We start from the raw sequence: 16294 nt of genomic DNA on the forward strand, positions 1-16294 counted from the left end.
AGCAGCAGCAGGCACCGCACTAATCCCCAGATTCCCTGCTTACCCCGGACTGAACTCCGGGGCTTGCGCAGGTGCCTTGGTCACCGCAGGCAGCGGCCAGCCGGTTCTGTTGATTCCCGGGTGGCCGCAGACGTGGTTCACCTGGCGCCATGTCATGGCGGCACTCGCGCAACGCGGCTTCCTCGCCGTCGCGGTCGACCCGCCGGGCACCGGGCATTCCGACCGGCCGCCCACGGGCTACGACACCGGCGCCACTGCCCACACAATGCACCGCGTCATGGCCGCACTGGGCCATGACCGCTATCAGGTGGTCGGCCACGATGTGGGCATGTGGGTGGCCTACGCGCTGGCCTGCGACCATCCCGGCGCCGTCACGCGGCTGGCGCTGACGGAAGCCGTGATCCCCGGACTTGCGCCTGCTCCGGGCATCTTCGCGCCGCCTGCTGAAAACAAGTTCCTGTGGCACTTCATGTTCAACCAGGTAGCCGATCTGCCCGAGACGCTGATCGCCGGGCGCGAGGCCGCCTACCTGAACTTCATGTTCGACCAGTGGTCCCATCGCCGCGACCGCGTGGCCGTGGACACCTACATCGCGGCCTATTCGGCGCCGGGCGGCCTGCGCGGCGGTTTCGCCTACTACCGCGCAATTCCGGAAACGGTGCGGCAAAACCGCGAACGCGCAAAGCGCAAGCTGGCGATGCCGGTGCTAGCCATCGGTGCCGAGCACGCGACCAACGACGCGCCGCTGGTGACGCTGCGCGACAACGCCATCGACCTGCGCGGCGTGGTGGTGCCGGACTGCGGCCACTTCATCATGGAAGAAGCGCCCGAGGCATTCATGGCTGAACTGCTGCCGTTCCTGGAAGCGCAGCAGGCAGGGCATGCGCATGTCCGCTCAAGCTGACGCGCCGCCGCCCGCGAGCAGCGCAGCATATCGCTCGCGGGCGGCATTCTCCGCGCAAATGCCGTCGGCCCCGGAACATCAAGCCCCATTTTTCACCTACACCTTTTCCGCACTGGCGCTCTATTCTGTAAACCATGCCCGGTGGCGCAGCCCGCACATTCACGGGGGCACCTTCGATTGGTTTTCCGAGGACGTGTACGTGGTCCCCCATGTCCAAGCACTTCAACCGCGCCTCTGTGAAAACGCCGGCCGCGCCCGCTCGTCATGTTGCCGAGGGCAGCGACCGAACCCTGCTGTATTTCGGCTGGCTGACCCTGTTCATCTATCTGGCAACGCCGGCTGGGTTCCTGGTTGATATACAGACGTCATACCTGCTCAAGAATCAGTTGCATGCAACGGCGACGCAGATCTCGACGTTCCGGCTGATGACGGGCATACCCGTGTACATCGCGTTTGCTTTTGGCCTCGCGCGCGACCAATGGAACCCGCTGGGATTGCGCGATCGCGGCTTCTTCCTGATTTTCGCCCCGGTGACCGCGGTGGCATTCCTCTGGATCGCGTTTTCCGGTTTCTCATATGCGGGACTGCTCATCGGGATGCTGCTGGCCATGCTGTCGTCCCGATTTGTCGCCGCAGCCTATCAGGGCCTGATCGCCCTGATAGGCCAGGAAAAGCGCATGTCTGGGCGCCTGAGCGCGCTGTGCAACGTGGTCAGTTCCGTCCCGGTCGTTGCGGGCGCGTTCGCTTCCGGGTACATCTCCGATCATCTTGCCGCGAAAGAAGCCTTCATCCTGGTGGCGACAGTCACTTTAATGATTGCCGTGCTGGGGCTCTGGAAGCCCGCTTCCGTCTTCGGCCAGATCTACGAGCAGCCGCAAGCCAGGGGCGCGGATCTCGTTGGCGATGTCAGGCGGCTGGCCAAGCATAAGGCCGTCTATCCAGCGGTGCTCATCTGCTTTCTGTGGAACTTTGCGCCAGGAGCGGCCACTGCGCTGCAGTTCTACCTGACCAATACGCTGCACGCATCGGATTCCGTCTACTCGTACTACAACGGGATCTTTGCCGCCGCGTTCATCCCGACATTTTTGCTGTATGGCTTTCTGTGCAAGAAAGTACCGCTGAACAAGCTGCTGTGGTGGGGAACGATCGTCGCGGTGCCGCAGATGATTCCGCTGGCCTTCATTCACTCAGCCAATCTCGCGCTTGTGTTGGCGGCGCCGATCGGGCTGATGGGCGGTGTCGCCACGGCAGCCTACCTCGATCTCGCGATGCGGTCCTGTCCGCCAGGCTTGCAAGGCACCTTGATGATGCTGGTGGATGGCGTTTTCGCGCTCTCGGCACGTGCCGGCGATCTGCTGGGCTCATGGATCTATGGCAGCAGCCCAACGCACGGATTCACCTACTGCGTGATCGCGACGACCGCGGTGTACGCACTGATCCTGCCCTTGATCCTGCTGACGCCGAAAGAATTGATTGCCACCAGGGATGGCGAACAGAACCCGCAGGTCGAGGCCGAGGTGCTAAGCGAGATCCGGGAAACGTGAGCGCGTGACTAGTGCCGTCTGGCCCTTCTGGACCGTCGGGAGCATGGCGTCAACTTGACCTCAGCGTGAACGCCAGAAGCAGCACGTTCACGATAAGCAAGCCGTAGAGAATTGCCATGCCTGCGGAGATGGCCGGGCGCGGTTCATGTTTTAGCGAGGCGCGCCGGTCTCGCTTGCGTTTCCAAACCCAGGCCACACCAATGCCGACGGCGGCGAGGCCCGTCAGCAAGCCTGACATCGCCACGGTGCCGGAGGCTGGCTCGGACGGGACTTGCCCGGTTCCGATTGAGGTCGGCGGGGCCTGAACGTCGGCGGCGGCCGGCGCTGTCGGCTCGCTCGGCTTCGCGCTCTCTGGCACGGCAGCCAGTTGAGCCGGCGTCGCCAGGTCTTGCGCGGGAGGTGCTGGCTCCGGCTTTGGCGGGACAGGGGCCGCAACGGCGGTGCCTGGCGCAACGGTCGTGCTCGGCGCAACGGCGGGCCGTGCCGGCCTCATGCGGGCTGCGTCCCGCCACCGCCACCATTCATGGAACAGGCTATCAAGACAGCGCACGGAGCCGCAGGCATCGCGCTTGCCCCGCCACGCGCGGACGTCGGCATCGTTGGTGATGCCGCTGCGCAGCAGCCTCTGCTGTTCGGCATAGATGCGCTCGTAGCGCGTCGAAAGCTCCGCGTTATCGCAGACCAGGCGCTTGGATGCTGACTTACAGTCGATGTCGGAAGCCTGCGCGCCATGCAAGGCAGACAGGCCCAGGACAACGAGCACGGCCAGGTGTCCTATGACCCTGTTCATCACGGCTCCCCATCGACACGGCCACATCGGCCTTGAGATTCAACATAGTCGATGGCCGCATGGGGCTGCAAGCGGGCGATTGGCGGCGCGTGTTGTCGTGCACTTTGTCTGGCGCCGCCAGGCCGGGATGCGCGCGAAGTACCGTATCGGTGTCATGCGCCGCGCGGCCATCATCCATCGCCGCCCTCACCCTCCCCCTCACTCTCATCGTCCAGCGCGGCCAACTCGCTCAGCACCAGCGTTTCGTGCGCGAGCACGGCCGCCAACGAGAGCAGATGGCTCTGCGTCTCTTCGTTGATGTTGCAAAAGGAGCCGCCGGCGGCGTTCTCGACAGCCACCGAGAGCAGCGCGTTGAGTTGCGCGGTTTTCTCGGCGGCGAGGCTGAGCGGGCTTTCGGAAGGGGCGTGGGCCGTGAGGAAGGTGTCACGCCCGGCGCGCTGGGCGGTGATGTTGTAGTGCGGATACCTATGCATCGGGCGCCCTCCGTTGGGAGGCGCGCAGGCGCTGGCAGAGGATGGCTGGCTTGGGCGGTGGGATTTGCCCGGTACGGGCGAGCGAAGACTGGGGCATGGGTGTGCCTCCTTCTTAAGCGATTTCGACCCCGTTCCCCGCTGTCAAACGGGGTGGGCGGGCGCAAGGCAGGGTTGACAGCCGGAAAGAAGGAACCGGTGAGCTCGAAAGCTCCCCCGCCCAGGCCCGCCCGTAGGGACGCGCAAAGGCATGACGGACAAAAGCCATACAGTGTGGCACATGTCCGCGTTCTTAACAGGCTGTCAAACCCGGTCGCTGTGGTTGCAACGACCTGCGCAGTATAACGGCACCAAGTACGCTACAAACCACCCGCTACAAAAAGTCACACTGCTACGCCATCCGCCGGCAAAAAGCACCAAATCGACGTGTTCCAACCCTTTCCGGGCTGCAACCGCACCCTAGGCCAGCCGTTTCGCCAGCTCGGCGCCGTGGGCAAAACCCGCCGTCTCCGCCGCGTCCGCCGTATGGAACAGATCCGTTACCTTGGACGATTCCAGCAACGTCCCGGCGGCCCGGATGTTCGTGCCGGGGCGGCAGACCCGCACCGTGTACTCCCAGACCGTGGGCGTTCTCGGCCGCACCTGCACCTGTACTTCATGGGTCTCGAAGACCCGCTTCTTCCACGCGTATTCTTTGATCATGGCTGTCTCTGCTCTTGATTGGAGAACCGCAACGTAGCCGGGCGAACGCGACTCGTTCAAGCGCCATCGCAAGTGCCATGGCGGTTGCGGGCTACCGTTGCGTTCTAACCATCATCGTATCAAAACACGCCATGCCTGCTCATCTCGTGCAATCCCGGCTTGCGTTTTTGCCAATTGCGCGACACATGGCGCGGCAGTGCCGGGCATGCCAGGCACTGGACAATCTGCCGGCAGGCAATCATCCTATGATTCCCGCCCGCCCACGCGTGCGCCAGCCAGATTGCACCATGACACTCCCCACCCTGCTGCTCTTCATCTTTGCCTCGGCCGTGACCATTGCCACCCCCGGGCCGACCGTGCTGCTGGCCCTGAACAACGGCTCCCGGCATGGCGTGCGCAAGGCGTGCTGGGGCATGGCCGGGGCGCTGGCCGCCGACGTCATCCTGGTCGTCACCGTGGCCGCAGGGCTTGGCGCCGTGATCGCCGCGTCCGAGCATGCCTTCGAGGCGATCAAGTGGTTTGGCGCCGCCTACCTGGCCTATGTGGGGTGGAAAATGCTGCGCGCAGGCAAAATGCCGCAGACGGCGCAAACGGTACGGGAGACCGTACCGGATACGGCCGCGGCGCGTGGCCGCGTCCTGTTCTCGCGCAGCTTCCTGGTGGCGCTGACCAATCCCAAGGCGCTGCTGTTCATCTCGGCCTTCCTGCCCCAGTTCATCGATACGAGCGCGGCGTTGCTGCCGCAGTACGCCATCCTGACGCTGGCCCAATGCCTGCTGAACCTGGCCGTCATGCTGGTGTACGCGGCACTGGGCGCGCGCATTGTGCACGCCTTTCGTGGCGACGGCATGCGCTGGCTGAACCGGCTGTCGGGCGGCACGCTGATTGCGCTGGCAGGCGGGCTGGCGTTTTACCGCCGCGCGCAAGCCTGAGGCACGCAGCACCGCTGCCGCACCAGCGCGCTCAAACGGACCAAGCGGACCTACTGGACCAACCGGACCAACCGGACCAACCGAGCCAGACCATCATGCAAAAGCCCCAGATCCTGACCTATATCGACGCCGGCACCTCGGACGGGACCGCGCGCCTGATGCGGATGATCGGGCAGCAGTTGCTTCCCGGCGCGTACGAGATCCGCGCGGTCATGGCCGACGACATCCGGCAAGACGAGACGCTCTTCGATGATGCCGTGATGTTCGTCATGCCGGGCGGTGCGGACCTGCCCTATTGCGCAGCCCTGAACGGCGCGCCCAACGCGCGCATCCGGCGCTTTGTCGAAGAAGGCGGCGCCTACCTGGGCATCTGCGCGGGCGCGTACTACGCCTGCAGGGAACTCGCCTTCCATGCCGGCACCGCAGGCGCCATCTGCGGCCCGCGCGAACTGAGCTTCGTGGATGCCGTCGCGGTTGGCTGCTTGCCCGAACTCACCCGGGGCGTCGCATATGACGCTACGCCGCGAAGCACCGCGGCAGCAGAAATACGCACGACCCATAGCCTGACCCATGCCCCGATCACGCTGTATGCGCACTACCACGGCGGCTGCCGCTTCGACTTCGGCGAGGCAACACACCACGCTGCGCAGATCCTGGCCGTCTACACGGGCCTGGAAGGCACCCCGCCCGCCATCGTCAGCGCGCCCGTGGGCAAGGGCTGCGCCATCCTCACGGGCATCCACCTGGAAATCTCGGACCGCGAGTGCAAGGACGCCCTGCGCGGACACAGCGACAGGACGGCGCACCTGCACGTTTGCCGCAAGCTGGCGCAAACGGGAGACGCCCGGCTGGCGGTGTTTCGCCACTTGCTGGCGCATGCCGGGTTGATGCTGGGTTGAGGCTGGGCTGACTGGCTGATCGCGATAGCCACATCGCACCCGGAGAATCTCAGGCCAGTAAACGCGGCGTCCGCCGTCTCGATGGCGGTCCGTGCCTGCCCCCACTCAGAAAATCGAATGCCCGCTCAACGTGGTCAGCCATTCCAGCGCCTGCACCCCGGCCAGCGAGTTGCCGCTGTGGTCCAGCCCCGGCGACCAGACGCACACGGCCCACCTGCCGGGCAGCACCGCCACAATGCCGCCGCCCACGCCGCTCTTGGCCGGCAAGCCCACCCGATAGACAAAATCCCCCGCAGCGTCATAAGTGCCGCAGGTCAGCATCAGGGCCGACAGGCGCTTGGTGGGGCTGGCGTCCAGCACGCGCTCGCCGCTCCACGGCACTACCCCGCCATGCGCGAGGAACAGCGCCGCGCGCGCCAGGTCCTCGCAGCTCATGGTGATGGCGCATTGGCGGCAATAGGCGTCGATGACCCTGTCCACCGGCATCTCAAGACGGCCAAAGTCCTTCATGAAATACGCCATGGCGCGATTGCGGTCCGCATGCTCGCGCTCGGACTGCGCCACGCGCGGGTCGTAATCGATCGCCGGGTTACCGCTGAGCCGGCGCAGGAACTGCACCATGGCGGTCTCCGCCTGCACAAAACGGCTGCACAGCACGTCGGTCACCACCAGCGCGCCCGCGTTGATGAACGGATTGCGCGGCTTGCCTTGCTCGTACTCCAGTTGCACCAGCGAGTTGAAGGCATTGCCGGAAGGCTCGCGCCCGACCCGCTGCCACAGGTCCTCGCCCAGCAACTGGAACGCCAGCGTGCAGGCAAACAGCTTGGAGATGCTCTGGATGGAGAACGGCACCGCGGCGTCGCCCACGCAATGGCTGCGGCCATCGGCAAACACCAGCGCCATGCCGAAATGGGTAGCGGGCACCTTGCCGAGCTCGGGGATGTAGTCCGCTACGCGGCCCTGGGTGAGCAAGGGCGCGATGTCGCGGTGGATGCGTTGGAGGATGTGTGCGTAGTCCATGCCGGGTCCGAAGAAAACGTTGCTGGCAACATCCTACAGCCCGACGGGCCCCACCGGCACGCCGCGCGCCATGGCGCGGCTGGTACTAAGCCGCCACCCGCCCACCCCGATCCAGCGACGCCGACACCCCCACCGCCAGCAACGCCAGCGCGGCCACCGCCGCACCCAGCCACGGCAGCTGGGTGAGCGGCAGGCCGGCGCTGATCATCAGGCCGCCCAGCCACGCGCCGGTGGCGTTGCCCAGGTTGAACGCGCCCTGGTTCAGCGTGGACGCCAGGTTGGGCGCGCCCTTGGCCTTGTCCAGCACGCGCACCTGCGTGGCGGGCACCACGGCAAAGCTCACCATGCCCCACGCAAACAGCGTGAACAGCGTCGGCACCGGAAAATGGCTGGTCCACGAGAACACCAGCTGCACCACCGCCACCGCGGCCAGCAGGCTGGCCAGCGCGGGCATCAGCTTCCAGTCGGCCAGCTTGCCGCCAGCCAGGCCGCCCACCGTGATGCCAGCCCCGAACAGCAGCAGCACCATGCTCTCCTGCTGCGCGGTGAAGCCCGTGACGTCGCGCAGGATGTAGGCGATGTAGGTAAACACGGTGAACATGCTGACCGATGCCAGCGTGCTGATCAGCAGCGCCAGCTGCACCTGCGCCGCGCCGATTGCGCGGAACTCGCGCAGGATGCTGCCGGCCTGCATCGGGATGGCCTTGGGCAACCAGGCCACCAACGCAGCCGCGGCGGCCACGCCGATCACGGTGACGGCCCAGAACGTGGAGCGCCAGCCCAACGCATGCCCAAAGGCAGTGCCAAACGGCACGCCCAGCACGTTGGCCACCGTCAGCCCGGTAAACATCAATGCCACCGCCTGCGCGCGCCGCTCACGCGGGACCAGCTCCGCGGCCACCACCGCGCCGATGCCGAAGAACGCCGCGTGGCAGAACGCCGTGACCACGCGCGCGGCCATCAGCAAGGCATAGTTGGGCGCCAGCGCGCACAGCGCATTGCCGAGGATGAACAGGCCCATCAGCCCCACCAGCGCGGTCTTGCGCGGCCACTTGTTGGTCAGGATGGCCAGGATGGGCGCGCCCGCGGCCACGCCGATGGCATAGCCCGAGACCAGCATGCCGGCAGCCGGCGCGGAAACGCCAAGATCAGCGGCAACGTCGGGCAACAGCCCCATGATGACGAATTCGGTGGTGCCAATGCCAAAGGCCGCGGCAGCCAGCGCGAGAAGCGGTAATCGCATGATGTTGTTATTGAAAAACGAGAGCGAGAGAGAGATCGGTGAAGCTTGCGGGTGCGGTGCGCACGTCCGGCGCAGAGGGACGGCGCGCGCGCCGTGGCGTGAAGAACGGCTAGCCACGTGAGGATGAGCGGCGCATGTCGGCGCACCGGCACGATCGCGCAAGTGCCGCATTTTGCGCCAATTTCGCGCGGCGCGTTGGCGGGCGCGCAAAAAACCCTGCGCCCGGAGCGGTCGCAAGGCCATAGGCTACGCAGTACTACTCAGCGCCTGCGCCCAAGCGCGCAGCCATTGCGCAGTACTACGCAAGCCCGCTTAAAAGAATACGCTGCGGATCAGCGGCGCGGCCAGCACGCTGACCAGCCCCGCGATCATCATCACCAGCGATGCCACTACACCCTGCACTTCACCCAGTTGCCTCGCCTTGGCCGTGCCGGCACCATGCGCAGCGGCGCCGAAGATCGCGCCTTGCGCCAGCCGGCTGCGCACCGAGGGCAAGCAAGCCAGCACGATCTCGCCAATCGCCATGCCCGTCAGCCCGGTCATGACCACAAAGATCGCGGCAAGATCCGGCGGCCCGCCCAGCGCGCGCACCGCATCCACAGCAAATGGCGTGGTCACCGAGCGCACCGCCAGCCCCTTTTGCAGCATCACCGGCAAGCCAAAGCCGCGCGCCAGCCAGACCGAGGTGAACACCGACGTCACCACCGCGGCCAGCACCCCAACCGAAATCGACAGCCAATGCTGGCGCACCAGCGCACGGTGATCGTAGATCGGCAACGCGAAGGCGATGGTGGCCGGGCCAAGCAGCCACATCAGCCAGCGCGTGTCGGCGATATAGTCGCGATACGGCACGTGCGCCGCCAGCACCAACGCGATCAGCACCACCGGCGTGGCCAGCAGCGGCGTCAGCCACAGCCGCGCACGGCGCGCATAGAGGCGCTTGTTGAAGTAATAGAGGGCAACGGTAGCCACCAGGCTCAGCGCCGCCAGCACGGTGTCATGCATGGTGCTGCTGCCGGTTGTGCGTGGCACGGCGCGCCAGCCTGAGTTCGAGACGGACCACCTGCTCTACCACCAGCGCCGTCACCACCATCACCGCGAGCGTGCTCAAGGCAATCACCGCGCAGATCCGCCAGCCCTGATGCCGGACCAGTTCCGGATACTGCACCACCGCCAGCACCGCCGGGATGAAGAACAGCAACATCTCGCCCAGCAGCCAGTTGGCCCCGCGACGCACCCAGCCACCGCGCACCGCCCCGCTGAACAGCAGCGCGGCCAGCGCCAGGAGCCCAAGCAAACCGGCCGGCAATGGCAACCCCAGCCGCGCGCGCAGCCAGTCCGCCAGCAGCCACAGGGCCGACAGCGCCACCACCTGGGTCAGCGCGATGGCGCCGGTGCGCAGGCGCGCACCGGGCGGCTGCGGCAAGGCCGCGCAGGTGGGGGTGCAAGTGGATGAAGTGACAGTGACAGTAACAGTAGCAGCGCGTGGCATCGGAACATTCAAGCGATGAAGCTATGGCGCCACGCAAGGCGTGGCAGTGACGCTAGTGTACGAAGCGCACTTCGATATATAAAATGAATATAAATTATTGGTTCGATGCCATATTGGAATGGCAAGCCGTGATCACCCACGCACGCCACATCCGAGGAGCCCCATGGATATCCGCGCCCTGCGCTATTTCGTTGAAGTCGTCCGCCAGAACGGATTCACCCGCGCCGCCGAAACCCTGCATGTGACCCAGCCGACCATCAGCAAGATGGTCAAGAGCCTGGAAGACGAACTCGGCGGCCCACTGCTGCTGCGCGAAGGCCGCACGGTGCAGCTCACCGACGCCGGCGAGGTCGTCTTCGCCCGCAGCCAGGCCGTGCTGGCCGAAGTGGCACGCCTGCGCCAGGAAGTCGCCGAGGTAGACGGCATGGCGCGCGGCGAGCTCAAGGTCGGCATCCCGCCCATGGCCGGCCGCTACCTCGCCCCGGTGATCGGCGCCTATCGCCGTCAGTACCCCGGCGTCAAGCTGCGGCTCAGCGAGCAAGGCGGCCGCGCGCTGGAAGAAGGCGTAGCCACGGGCCAGCTCGACCTCGGCGTCACGGTGCTGCCCGCCGCCGTAGCCGGCCTGGCCAGCCTCACCGTGACCCGCCAGGCACTGGTCGCGGTATTTCCCGCAGAGCGCGCGCCACGCCGCGCCAGCGCGGTCCGGCTAGCCGACCTCGCCACCCTGCCCTTCGTCATGTACGAGGACGACTTCGTGCTGTATCGCGTCATCCTGGACGCCTGCGAAGCCGCCGGCTTTGCGCCGCAGATTGCCGGCCAGAGCCGGCACTGGGACTTTATCGGCGAACTGGTCGCCGCCGATGTGGGCGTGGCGATCCTGCCTGCGCCAATTGCCGGGCAACTGGACCCCGGGCGGGTAACGATCCGGCCCCTGGTTGCGCCTGAGCTGGCGTGGGAGCTGGGGCTGGTCTGGCGGGAGGGGTATTTGTCGCGGGCGGCACGCGCCTGGCTGGTTTGTTGTGAGGAGGCGTTTGGGGCGGGGCGGAAGGATGCGGTATGAGCTGATGTGTTGGGGCTAGCCGCGCCTGGCCGATGGCGCACATAGGAAACAAAGGGAAACACAGGGAAACACAATGAAGCTCACCAGCAAGATCTCCCACTATGACAGCAGATGGCCTGCTCTTTTCGTCACCGAGAAAGCACGCATCGCGAAGGGCCTTGGCACCGAACTTGTCGGCATTCATCACGTCGGAAGCACCGCCGTCCCCGGACTCGCGGCCAAGCCGGAGATCGACATCCTGGTTGAAGTCTCAGCGCATCGCAACGAGCCAGCCCGAGACAGCTTCATGAGCGCACTGGGTTACGTTCGGGGAAGCGATCTTTCAGCCGGGCACCATTTCTATCGTCGCGATGTGGATGGGGTGCGAACGCACAAGGTGCATGTATGTGTCAGTGGCCACGGGCAGATTGAAAGAATGCTCCGATTTCGCGCTCTTCTCAGGAACGATCCCGTCATTCGACAGCAGTATCAGGATCTGAAGTTTGAGCTCGAAGCCAGCAATCGCGGTGGCATCGCCGAGTACCTTGCGAAGAAGGCCCCCTTTATTGCAGAGGTCATGACAACGGCGGAATCGCAAACAGCACCCTCGTCATAGGGGTATGCGGACCACTCAAGCTAACCCGGTTAGCGCTCCGATTCGCGCACGAATCTCGCGTAAAGCCGATTGAAAGACGGGGTGGCATTGTTCGGGCAAGTCCCGCTGCAGCGGGTGCCAATAAAATGCAAACGTGTGGCCGCCGTCATCGCTAGTCTCGAAGGTCCACTCATCAGGCAATTCCGCCCCCGACTCGCACAGTTGGAAAGACCAGATCTGTTCCTGATAGGAAGCGTTCCAAAGGCCGAGATCCGAAACCACGTGAGCGCCGCAAATACCTGACTCTTCACAGAGCTCGCGCATTGCCGCCTCCGGCGAAGACTCACCCTGCTCAATGGTGCCCTTTACCAACTGGTGGCCTGCGGCAGGATGCTTGAATGCGAGGATATGTGCAATACCGTGACGACTGCGCAAAACAACCGGGCACGCCTTTGTTGCGATCATGTGGCTCCTTGAACAGATTCCTTGGGAAACGCTCCGTGTCAACGTCGGTCGCTAAACATGGCAGACCTTGAACCGGTTCTGGACGGGATATCTTCGCGAGCACCTGACCCTCCGGTAAACTGCGATGTTCTGCTTTGCATAGACCTCGTAGCCCAACGTCGCGATAAACGCGCCGATGTCCCCTTCGAATGACACGAAGCGCTCGTCCAGGTCGATGAACCGCCACCCTAGCCGCTGAGTCAGGACGAGACCCACAGAGGTCTTCCCGGCACCGCCGGGCCCGACGAGATGAAGAACACTTGTCACTGTTTCACCAAAGCACGAATCTGCTCGCGTTCGTCTGCAATACCGGTGGCCCAGCGTCACACCGCTCGATCGTTATCTGCGCAGGTCATTGCTTGAGCAAATCGAAACGCTTCGCGCATGGCGCGAGCATCAACGAACGCGATTCTAGCGCAGGTCGCGATGCCCGGCCATTCGGGCGCACATCACGCCCGCTTCCGAGAGCGTCATTCGAAATGGGCCCTGAGCTATTCCCTCTAGCGCAGGTTGAGGCTTAGGTGCGAAGGGAAATTGGCGCGGACAACGCCTCGCCCCTCCCCTGCGTACGGCATCGCACAGACTCCCGCTACAGCGCCACGTAACATGGCTCCTCAGCCCCCCCGCCCATCAGCCGGCAGAGAAGTTGCACCGCCGATTCTGCCAACGCTGATGTTTGCCATTGCCATCAGGAGTAGCCATGACGAAAGACGCTGAGAAGAAGCTGTGGGCAGAGTTCGACGATATCGCATCCAAGAGCGAGAATGAAGACGTTCAATCCATAGTCAGGGCCATCAAGCTGCATGCGGAAGTGATGAGCCTTCGGCTCGGTGCTCTTGAGGCAATCGCAAATATCTCGGCCAAGCATCCAGCAAAGTGACGTGGCCCAGTGCGATCGCCTCGTGCCTGGCACGGCAGGCCCTTGCACTGTGCCATCGGCACCTGCTTCCCTGGGCTTGCACAAAAAACCCATGTATATCTTGCGAACGCCAACCCCGTGCAAGAGAGGCTGACTGAACAATTACGCAGGGGAACACGATAGCCACACGCACCCGAAGCTTCACCGCAGGGTTGTCTGTGTCCATCCTGCTCAGCGGCTGCGTGACTGCAGATGGAGCACATCCCCTCGAAACCACCCCACATCCCACCCACCGATCATCGGTTGATCTCGGTATTGCAGATCACCTTGATGCCTTCAAGTAGATCGGCAGTCACAGTGATAGCTTTATAGCTAGTCCAGGCACCCCCGCCAACACCGAGAATGTGGGTGATTTGCAGCCGGAGCACCTGCGCACCGTTGGCATCGCCCGTGGACGCGACCGTGCCGTCGCCGGCCTTGCTCCGCTTGCGCCATACATCGCCGACGCGGGTCGTCAGCGTATTCTCGATCTGGCAACAGCGCCCCATCCTTTGCCATGCGCCGCCCATCCCGCCGAAGCCGAATCAGCGGACGACAAAATCAGCTTGCGGCACATCCGGCATGTTGTCGTAGGCGCTTAGTATAGTTTGCAATGGCGTCAAACTACTTTCACCATATATTGACCAACCATCATCCCCGCAGCGAGAGCACCCCCCCAAGATTCAGACGTTCGCTTTTGTCACCCTCTCTTCTTTCTATTTTTTAAAATTAGCATCCAAAAAAAATCAAATCGTTAGCGCCATCATACTCAGCAAAATGCGAATATTCAGGAAAAAATTCGCCACCTCTAATATTCAATCCGAACATATATCTTCGACCCGGAGCCTTCCAAAATGCTTGATCTACGTTATAAATCGCAAATTTAGTTTCGCAGGCGATGCAAGGCTCTCCAAATGAAAACCAAAAAACGACGTGCGAATCTTTACAAATATTTGTTTTTGATAACCATTCATACAAAAATTCGCCAGAAGATGATGGCAACTCCTTTCGAAATCCATCGATTAGCGTCCAATCCAGCCCATTTCCATTGGCGCCCCAGGGAAGCCCTTCTATAAATCTGCCAAACTGATCACCAATTTCAATTGGAATTTTGATCGCACTACCCATACTCAACCACTCTTGTATATGACCATCAGATATATACATGGCTATTTCTTTGGAAAATATTGAATCAATTTCAGATACTGGCACCAATTTCGCACCCTCAATCTTATTAGCCCCGAATACCCAGTCACTCCGCTTCGCGCTCTCCCGGTTCGGCCCCACCAATTAACATGAGACCGCCCAGAAGGCCGTGCACGGCCACCTCGGTCGCCGTGGGCTGGCCCTTGAGAAGGTCTCCTGCCTTGTCAAAGAACATCGGCGCCAACTGCTGCATCAGTTCGGCCCGACCTTGCTCTCCTCCTGCTGCTCCTTTACCTTCTTCGCATCACATTGTTTTCCTGCCTTAGTTACATCATTTACCGCCGTGACTGCCTTGGAACCAGCACCAAATAGCAAGAGCGTCTGTGTTGTCACATTCGGAAATAAACGATACCTCCTCGATCACGGCATCGGAGTCGATGCACTCTGAAACCTGAGATGACAAGTAGGGCTTTCTCGACGGAGAGTATTCTCGTGCCCGCGTAGATGATGTGGATAAACGCCATGGATAGTCGATACTCGATGTGCACTACATCTGTTCTTGGACGCAAGCGATCGCCTCAAGCCGCGACGCCCACTTCAAGCAAGCGCCGGGCAAGCAATGCCTGCGAGCTGTTAGTGAGATCGCACAGCAACTTCATCATGCCCGGCTGCGCCAACACTTCCATATGCGCAGGGCTCGGCCGCGTCCAACTGCTCCCTTCCGTAGCAAGCCAACTGTCAATAGCCCAAGCCAGATCCTCACGAATTCGTTCATCCGCCTCGCATAGCTGCGCCACAAAGGCGATGCAAACCAGATAGTCCCATTTCTCTCGCCTCGCGATCCTCAGTGCCGTGATGTGATCCCCGTATTTCCCGAGCATGCCGCGTAGCTGGGCGAGCGAGACAAAGGCACCCTGCCTTACGCATAGAAGAGCGGCAGTTCTGCGAACCCGGCGAGATGGGTCTTGCATGGCGCGAGCAGCGATATCGTCTTTGGTGGACGGCGCGAGCTTTGCCATGAGAATCAGGGCCTGCGCGCGCACCTCCACGTGCGCCGATTGGGTGTGCTGCCCAATGACTGGCAACGCCTCTTTGCCTTGCAGCTCCCCGAGTAGAGACAACACCGCTCTGATCTGTCCGGGTCTCAGGCGTCCCGAATCCAGGCTGTCGACGCAATGACGCAAGACATCAAAGCCGCGCTGCATCAGCCATCGCGCCGTGCTATAGCGCAGGCTGCCCTGGGGATCAAGGAGCGCGCGCTTAGCGAAGTCCATGGCAGCAGGATCGTCTTGCTCAAGGACGGACCGCAGGGCGGCGCGGCGCACAGGCCCAAAAGTAGATGTCATTGCCAGTTCAAGGCAACGCTGCCGCTCCGCGCGCGGAACCTTGTCGATCAGATTTGCTGCCTGACGGGCAAGAACAATATCGCCGGATGCCAAGCCGAGCCTAACAAGGTCGACGGTAGACTGGAGTCCATGATCGAAGCAAACGGAAAAAGCGGCGCGGCGCAGCCTCATATCCGTGCTGGACAATGCGCCGGAGATAGCTGCGCTGCCGCCTGCCTGGACAAGCTGCTGTTCGAACTTGGCAAGCCAGGGTCCATGGTCGGTACGCATTGCCTGGGTCAGGCTCCGGAGCTTCGGTAGCAGTGGCGCGAAGCGTTCAGCCGGCGTCGTCGCAAGCAGTGTAAGCAGCCCATCGCCGGCGACCTTGCGCACCTGGGGCACCCAGTCGTTCAGGCGGTCTGCGATGGGCGCAAGGAATCGCGGGTCGCCGATTTCCACGCACCGGGCAATGCCTGCCTCCCTTACGTAGCCGGAATAGTGGCAGATCGCCTCCGCCAGCAGTTCGCGATCATCTGTGGTCGCGATCCGCGCAAGCGCGCCCCGAAGAGGAACCGGATTGCTCCTGGGGAAGTAGATTGTCTCGTGCGGCGCGTCCGCAGGAGGCCGTAGGCAGAAGATCTTTGGGATCAGACTCATTTCCGTTCAATCGTAGGTTTGTATTGGTTGACGAGGGCCTGTGACGTGGCAAGCGACCGGGGCCTGTCAGAGATTTTGTGTTTAGGGCATAACATGTCACCAAGGAGCATGTATGCCACGCAAGACCAAGACGA

General features: G+C 63.0%; 20 protein-coding genes. 7 read left to right on the forward strand and 13 right to left on the reverse strand.

All coding sequences use genetic code 11. The annotated features are described in order from the left end of the window. The first annotated feature begins 49 nt into the window (after nucleotides 1-49). Together AC1RWI_RS35330 and AC1RWI_RS35335 are read left to right on the forward strand one after the other, a co-directional pair. Nucleotides 50-904: an alpha/beta fold hydrolase gene (locus tag AC1RWI_RS35330; protein WP_492870648.1), complete on the forward strand. Its 855-nt coding sequence runs from the start codon at nucleotides 50-52 to the stop codon at nucleotides 902-904. 209 nt (nucleotides 905-1113) lie between these two features. After that, a complete protein-coding gene (locus tag AC1RWI_RS35335; protein WP_492870632.1) occupies nucleotides 1114-2448 on the forward strand; it encodes an MFS transporter in 1335 nt (444 codons plus the stop codon). Between the two features lie 49 nt (nucleotides 2449-2497). Here AC1RWI_RS35335 and AC1RWI_RS35340 read toward each other — a convergent pair whose 3' ends face one another. From AC1RWI_RS35340 to AC1RWI_RS35350, 3 genes are all read right to left on the reverse strand, one after another. Continuing rightward, nucleotides 2498-3238, reverse strand: coding sequence for a lysozyme inhibitor LprI family protein (locus AC1RWI_RS35340; RefSeq protein ID WP_492870633.1), 741 nt, complete (start codon nucleotides 3236-3238; stop codon nucleotides 2498-2500). A 170-nt stretch (nucleotides 3239-3408) separates the two neighbouring features. Beyond that, nucleotides 3409-3711: a hypothetical protein gene (locus tag AC1RWI_RS35345; protein WP_492870634.1), complete on the reverse strand. Its 303-nt coding sequence runs from the start codon at nucleotides 3709-3711 to the stop codon at nucleotides 3409-3411. A gap of 456 nt (nucleotides 3712-4167) precedes the next feature. Further along, the gene (locus tag AC1RWI_RS35350) at nucleotides 4168-4410 is read right to left on the reverse strand and encodes a hypothetical protein (RefSeq protein WP_043354674.1); all 243 of its coding nucleotides are present in this window, start codon (nucleotides 4408-4410) and stop codon (nucleotides 4168-4170) included. A gap of 287 nt (nucleotides 4411-4697) precedes the next feature. Here AC1RWI_RS35350 and AC1RWI_RS35355 point away from each other — a divergent pair, with 287 nt between their 5' ends. Together AC1RWI_RS35355 and AC1RWI_RS35360 are read left to right on the forward strand one after the other, a co-directional pair. Then, nucleotides 4698-5342, forward strand: a complete 645-nt coding sequence (locus AC1RWI_RS35355; RefSeq protein ID WP_492870635.1) for a LysE family translocator — start codon at nucleotides 4698-4700, stop codon at nucleotides 5340-5342. A gap of 95 nt (nucleotides 5343-5437) precedes the next feature. Next, nucleotides 5438-6241: a BPL-N domain-containing protein gene (locus tag AC1RWI_RS35360; protein ID WP_043354673.1), complete on the forward strand. Its 804-nt coding sequence runs from the start codon at nucleotides 5438-5440 to the stop codon at nucleotides 6239-6241. Nucleotides 6242-6346: 105 nt separating this feature from the next. Here AC1RWI_RS35360 and AC1RWI_RS35365 read toward each other — a convergent pair whose 3' ends face one another. The 4 genes from AC1RWI_RS35365 to AC1RWI_RS35380 form a co-directional block, all read right to left on the reverse strand. Then, on the reverse strand, nucleotides 6347-7261 hold the full coding sequence (locus AC1RWI_RS35365; RefSeq protein WP_492870636.1) for a glutaminase: 915 nt from the start codon (nucleotides 7259-7261) through the stop codon (nucleotides 6347-6349). A gap of 85 nt (nucleotides 7262-7346) precedes the next feature. Then, on the reverse strand, nucleotides 7347-8504 hold the full coding sequence (locus AC1RWI_RS35370; protein ID WP_492870637.1) for an MFS transporter: 1158 nt from the start codon (nucleotides 8502-8504) through the stop codon (nucleotides 7347-7349). Nucleotides 8505-8816: 312 nt separating this feature from the next. Then, nucleotides 8817-9509 carry an LrgB family protein gene (locus AC1RWI_RS35375; RefSeq protein WP_043354669.1) on the reverse strand — a complete coding sequence of 231 codons (693 nt, stop codon included), beginning with the start codon at nucleotides 9507-9509 and terminating at the stop codon, nucleotides 8817-8819. Continuing rightward, entirely contained in the window at nucleotides 9502-9930 is a 429-nt protein-coding gene (locus tag AC1RWI_RS35380) for a CidA/LrgA family protein (protein WP_492870638.1), read from the reverse strand. Before AC1RWI_RS35380 ends, AC1RWI_RS35375 begins: the two co-directional genes overlap by 8 nt. A 229-nt stretch (nucleotides 9931-10159) precedes the next feature. Between AC1RWI_RS35380 and AC1RWI_RS35385 the strand changes: the two genes are divergently transcribed. Both AC1RWI_RS35385 and AC1RWI_RS35390 read left to right on the forward strand, forming a co-directional pair. After that, nucleotides 10160-11056 (forward strand): LysR family transcriptional regulator, encoded by an 897-nt coding sequence (locus AC1RWI_RS35385; protein WP_492870639.1) that lies wholly within the window; start codon nucleotides 10160-10162, stop codon nucleotides 11054-11056. 73 nt (nucleotides 11057-11129) lie between these two features. Continuing rightward, nucleotides 11130-11651, forward strand: coding sequence for a GrpB family protein (locus AC1RWI_RS35390; RefSeq protein ID WP_492870640.1), 522 nt, complete (start codon nucleotides 11130-11132; stop codon nucleotides 11649-11651). A 15-nt stretch (nucleotides 11652-11666) separates the two neighbouring features. Here the strand turns inward: AC1RWI_RS35390 and AC1RWI_RS35395 are convergent, their stop codons facing one another. Further along, nucleotides 11667-12095, reverse strand: a complete 429-nt coding sequence (locus AC1RWI_RS35395; RefSeq protein ID WP_492870641.1) for an NUDIX hydrolase — start codon at nucleotides 12093-12095, stop codon at nucleotides 11667-11669. Nucleotides 12096-12146: 51 nt separating this feature from the next. Further along, nucleotides 12147-12461, reverse strand: coding sequence for a shikimate kinase (locus tag AC1RWI_RS35400; RefSeq protein ID WP_492870642.1), 315 nt, complete (start codon nucleotides 12459-12461; stop codon nucleotides 12147-12149). 373 nt (nucleotides 12462-12834) lie between these two features. On the opposite strand from AC1RWI_RS35400, the gene AC1RWI_RS35405 reads away from it, so the two are divergent. Then, nucleotides 12835-13014: a hypothetical protein gene (locus AC1RWI_RS35405; protein ID WP_492870643.1), complete on the forward strand. Its 180-nt coding sequence runs from the start codon at nucleotides 12835-12837 to the stop codon at nucleotides 13012-13014. Between the two features lie 275 nt (nucleotides 13015-13289). On the opposite strand, the gene AC1RWI_RS35410 is transcribed toward AC1RWI_RS35405, so the two are convergent. From AC1RWI_RS35410 to AC1RWI_RS35425, 4 genes are all read right to left on the reverse strand, one after another. Beyond that, nucleotides 13290-13562, reverse strand: coding sequence for a hypothetical protein (locus AC1RWI_RS35410; protein ID WP_492870644.1), 273 nt, complete (start codon nucleotides 13560-13562; stop codon nucleotides 13290-13292). Nucleotides 13563-13761: 199 nt separating this feature from the next. Continuing rightward, nucleotides 13762-14244 (reverse strand): hypothetical protein, encoded by a 483-nt coding sequence (locus AC1RWI_RS35415; protein WP_492870645.1) that lies wholly within the window; start codon nucleotides 14242-14244, stop codon nucleotides 13762-13764. Nucleotides 14245-14284: 40 nt separating this feature from the next. Then, complete coding sequence (locus tag AC1RWI_RS35420; protein ID WP_492870646.1) at nucleotides 14285-14413, reverse strand: hypothetical protein; 129 nt, start codon at nucleotides 14411-14413, stop codon at nucleotides 14285-14287. A gap of 343 nt (nucleotides 14414-14756) precedes the next feature. Next, the gene (locus tag AC1RWI_RS35425) at nucleotides 14757-16160 is read right to left on the reverse strand and encodes a HEAT repeat domain-containing protein (protein WP_492870647.1); all 1404 of its coding nucleotides are present in this window, start codon (nucleotides 16158-16160) and stop codon (nucleotides 14757-14759) included. Nucleotides 16161-16294 lie beyond the last annotated feature (134 nt).

It is taken from the genome of Cupriavidus sp. MPR-AND1C (assembly GCF_058809705.1).

Coding starts and splice junctions, on each gene's coding strand:
- AC1RWI_RS35410 (WP_492870644.1), bottom strand. CDS start 13,562: ATGGGCGGCGCATGGCAAAGGATGGGGCGCTGTTGCCAGATCGAGAAT.
- AC1RWI_RS35425 (WP_492870647.1), bottom strand. CDS start 16,160: ATGAGTCTGATCCCAAAGATCTTCTGCCTACGGCCTCCTGCGGACGCG.
- AC1RWI_RS35345 (WP_492870634.1), bottom strand. CDS start 3,711: ATGCATAGGTATCCGCACTACAACATCACCGCCCAGCGCGCCGGGCGT.
- AC1RWI_RS35420 (WP_492870646.1), bottom strand. CDS start 14,413: ATGTTCTTTGACAAGGCAGGAGACCTTCTCAAGGGCCAGCCCACGGCG.
- AC1RWI_RS35365 (WP_492870636.1), bottom strand. CDS start 7,261: ATGGACTACGCACACATCCTCCAACGCATCCACCGCGACATCGCGCCC.
- AC1RWI_RS35335 (WP_492870632.1), top strand. CDS start 1,114: ATGTCCAAGCACTTCAACCGCGCCTCTGTGAAAACGCCGGCCGCGCCC.
- AC1RWI_RS35370 (WP_492870637.1), bottom strand. CDS start 8,504: ATGCGATTACCGCTTCTCGCGCTGGCTGCCGCGGCCTTTGGCATTGGC.
- AC1RWI_RS35395 (WP_492870641.1), bottom strand. CDS start 12,095: ATGATCGCAACAAAGGCGTGCCCGGTTGTTTTGCGCAGTCGTCACGGT.
- AC1RWI_RS35360 (WP_043354673.1), top strand. CDS start 5,438: ATGCAAAAGCCCCAGATCCTGACCTATATCGACGCCGGCACCTCGGAC.
- AC1RWI_RS35390 (WP_492870640.1), top strand. CDS start 11,130: ATGAAGCTCACCAGCAAGATCTCCCACTATGACAGCAGATGGCCTGCT.
- AC1RWI_RS35375 (WP_043354669.1), bottom strand. CDS start 9,509: ATGCATGACACCGTGCTGGCGGCGCTGAGCCTGGTGGCTACCGTTGCC.
- AC1RWI_RS35355 (WP_492870635.1), top strand. CDS start 4,698: ATGACACTCCCCACCCTGCTGCTCTTCATCTTTGCCTCGGCCGTGACC.
- AC1RWI_RS35405 (WP_492870643.1), top strand. CDS start 12,835: ATGACGAAAGACGCTGAGAAGAAGCTGTGGGCAGAGTTCGACGATATC.
- AC1RWI_RS35350 (WP_043354674.1), bottom strand. CDS start 4,410: ATGATCAAAGAATACGCGTGGAAGAAGCGGGTCTTCGAGACCCATGAA.
- AC1RWI_RS35340 (WP_492870633.1), bottom strand. CDS start 3,238: ATGAACAGGGTCATAGGACACCTGGCCGTGCTCGTTGTCCTGGGCCTG.
- AC1RWI_RS35385 (WP_492870639.1), top strand. CDS start 10,160: ATGGATATCCGCGCCCTGCGCTATTTCGTTGAAGTCGTCCGCCAGAAC.